This window comes from Autumnicola lenta, assembly GCF_031846515.1.
Taxonomy (GTDB): Bacteria; Bacteroidota; Bacteroidia; order Flavobacteriales; family Flavobacteriaceae; genus Autumnicola; species Autumnicola lenta.
The window spans coordinates 1-2,218 of record NZ_JAVRHO010000053.1 but is presented as its reverse complement, the minus strand read 5'-3'; the positions used below and the strand labels follow the sequence as shown (position 1 = coordinate 2,218).

The window sequence follows — 2,218 nt, the reverse complement described above, 5'->3', positions numbered from 1 at the left end:
GAGACGTTGGCATTAATACTTCAACAGAGAAAATATAATTTTGAAATCTGATTTAAAGTAATAACTTTGAATTTACAAAAATAAAAGTTATGGAAACTTCAATTATACAAATTGGAAATTCAAAAGGACTTCGTTTAAGCAAAACGATTCTCGAGAAATATCATATAAAAGATAAAGTAGAACTCATTTTAGAAAAAGGTCAAATTATACTCCGACCAATTGATTCGCCAAGAAAAAATTGGGAAGAAAAATTTAAGAAAATGGCCAAAAATGAAGATGACCAACTTCTGATGAATGATGTGTTTGATGATGAAAATTTTGATGAATGGATTTAAATCAATATGATATTGTACTAGTTAATCTAGATCCGACTGTTGGAAGTGAAATTAAGAAAACCAGACCTTGTGTAATCATTTCTCCAAATGAGATGAATAAATACTTGAGAACAATTATTGTTGCTCCTATGACAACAAATACGAAAAAATATCCGACAAGAATTCCTGTAAAATCAAATGGAAAAAAAGGAATGATCGCAATTGACCAGATTAGAACAATTGACAAACAAAGGATTGTAAAAATCTTTGAATCATTATCCAACTCGGAAATCAAAAAGTGTAAAGAGGTGCTTAAAGAAACATTTGTGGACTAAGTACTAATGCCAACATCGGTTCATCGCAAATAACGGGTATTGCCGAAAAAGTGTAATTTTAGAAACCAAGAGAGAAAATAATTAATCCGACAAGTCTGCGTCCCTACTCCCGCAACTTGCGATAACCGTAACCGTTGCCCACAATTTTAAAACGTGAAAAATGGGATTATTTGACATATTCAAAAAGAAAAAAATAGAAAATAGTTTTCCCGAAAATGAATTGGAGAAAACATTATATCAAGCATCAACAAATTCATCCAAGAGAGATGAATTTTACATGAAATTATTGTGGAACGATTTAATAGTTTTAACCGATAAAACTGACAAAAAAGGAACTCAAATTCTAGAGGAAAATACATCAGTCAAATTTGTCACTTTTGAAGATGGAAAAATTCCCGTATTTGCTTCGACAAATAGAATTTTCGATAAAGGATTTATAAAAGAAGAAGTTCCTTTTTTGGCTCTAAAAGGACAAAACTTATTCGAAATAACAAAAGGTGCAACCCTTATACTTAATCCTTATTCAGATTATGGAAAAGAACTAATTCCTAATGAGATTGAAAGGTTATTGAACGGATCCATTTTTGACCAATCAAACGAAATGAAAATAGAAGAGGAAACTAAATACAAATAGGTCAACCAGCAGAATATCCAAATGATCTTGTAAATGCATTGAAAAAACTATTTACGGAAAAAGAAACAGTAAAAGCAGCTTATCTAGCAGCAGTAAAAATGGATAATTCTGAAGAACTTCCTCACATTATGATAGCATTAGATATCGATGGAGACAGAAAAGAAATAACAAATGAAGCAGGACCGATAGCTGAGAAATACCATAAAAATAAAACAGTTGATTTCCTTCAAATTGATCATAAAAATGGTGGTATCTCAGATTACTTTTTAAAGAACACTAAACCATTTATATTAGAAAATAAAACTGTGGGCAACATCGGTTCATCGCAAATAACGGGTTTAGTCGAAAAAGTGTAATTTTAAAAACCAGGAAAGAAAATAGTTAATCCGACAAGTCCGCGTCCCTACTCCCGCAACTTGCGATAACCGTAACCGTTGTAAGTCATCAAAATTCAGAACGCAGTCGGCAAATTTCAGTTTATCATTAATTGCATTTTTACTTCGGGAAGAGAAAAAAGCTACGTTTTAGAATCATCACTCAGGCGCAAGTGGCGCTTTTTTCGGTAAATTTGGATGAGATAGTTTGTGAATAAGCGGACTTTGAGCCGATGCCGATCAGCTAAATAAAGGTCGAAAATTGCCATTTTTGCGACCTCTTTGCGACGGACGAAAATCGCCAAATTTTGGCTTTTTAGCATTTGCAGTTTACTTCGGCAAGGAAAAAAAGCTACCGATTAGAATCATCACTCAGCCGCAATTGGCGCTTTTTTTTCGGTAAATTTGGATGTTTTGGCTCGCGGATAAGTAAAAAGACGCCTTACAACAAAATATAAAAACAATGCTAAAGCCTGTGACAATTCGAAACTTCGTGCGTACTTGTTGCGCCTGATTTTCCTGCGGAAAATCACGCTCACCATCGCACAGTTTTTATATGCA

5 protein-coding genes are annotated in these 2,218 nt (G+C 33.3%); 4 read left to right on the top strand and 1 reads right to left on the bottom strand.

The genetic code is table 11. The annotated features are described in order from the left end of the window. Positions 1–89 precede the first annotated feature (89 nt). The 4 genes from RM545_RS17355 to RM545_RS17340 all read left to right on the top strand — a co-directional run bounded on the left by RM545_RS17355 (position 90) and on the right by RM545_RS17340 (position 1,639). Positions 90–335, top strand: coding sequence for an AbrB/MazE/SpoVT family DNA-binding domain-containing protein (locus tag RM545_RS17355; RefSeq protein WP_026915895.1), 246 nt, complete (start codon positions 90–92; stop codon positions 333–335). Further along, a complete protein-coding gene (locus RM545_RS17350) occupies positions 326–649 on the top strand; it encodes a type II toxin-antitoxin system PemK/MazF family toxin (protein WP_311496546.1) in 324 nt (107 codons plus the stop codon). The genes RM545_RS17355 and RM545_RS17350 overlap by 10 nt, the downstream gene beginning before the upstream one ends. A gap of 160 nt (positions 650–809) precedes the next feature. Then, the gene (locus RM545_RS17345; protein WP_311496545.1) at positions 810–1,283 is read left to right on the top strand and encodes an SseB family protein; all 474 of its coding nucleotides are present in this window, start codon (positions 810–812) and stop codon (positions 1,281–1,283) included. 38 nt (positions 1,284–1,321) lie between these two features. After that, positions 1,322–1,639: an enhanced serine sensitivity protein SseB C-terminal domain-containing protein gene (locus tag RM545_RS17340; protein ID WP_311496544.1), complete on the top strand. Its 318-nt coding sequence runs from the start codon at positions 1,322–1,324 to the stop codon at positions 1,637–1,639. 386 nt (positions 1,640–2,025) lie between these two features. Here the strand turns inward: RM545_RS17340 and RM545_RS17335 are convergent. Beyond that, the coding region (locus RM545_RS17335; RefSeq protein ID WP_311496543.1) for a hypothetical protein at positions 2,026–2,218 on the bottom strand (193 nt) is incomplete at its 5' end.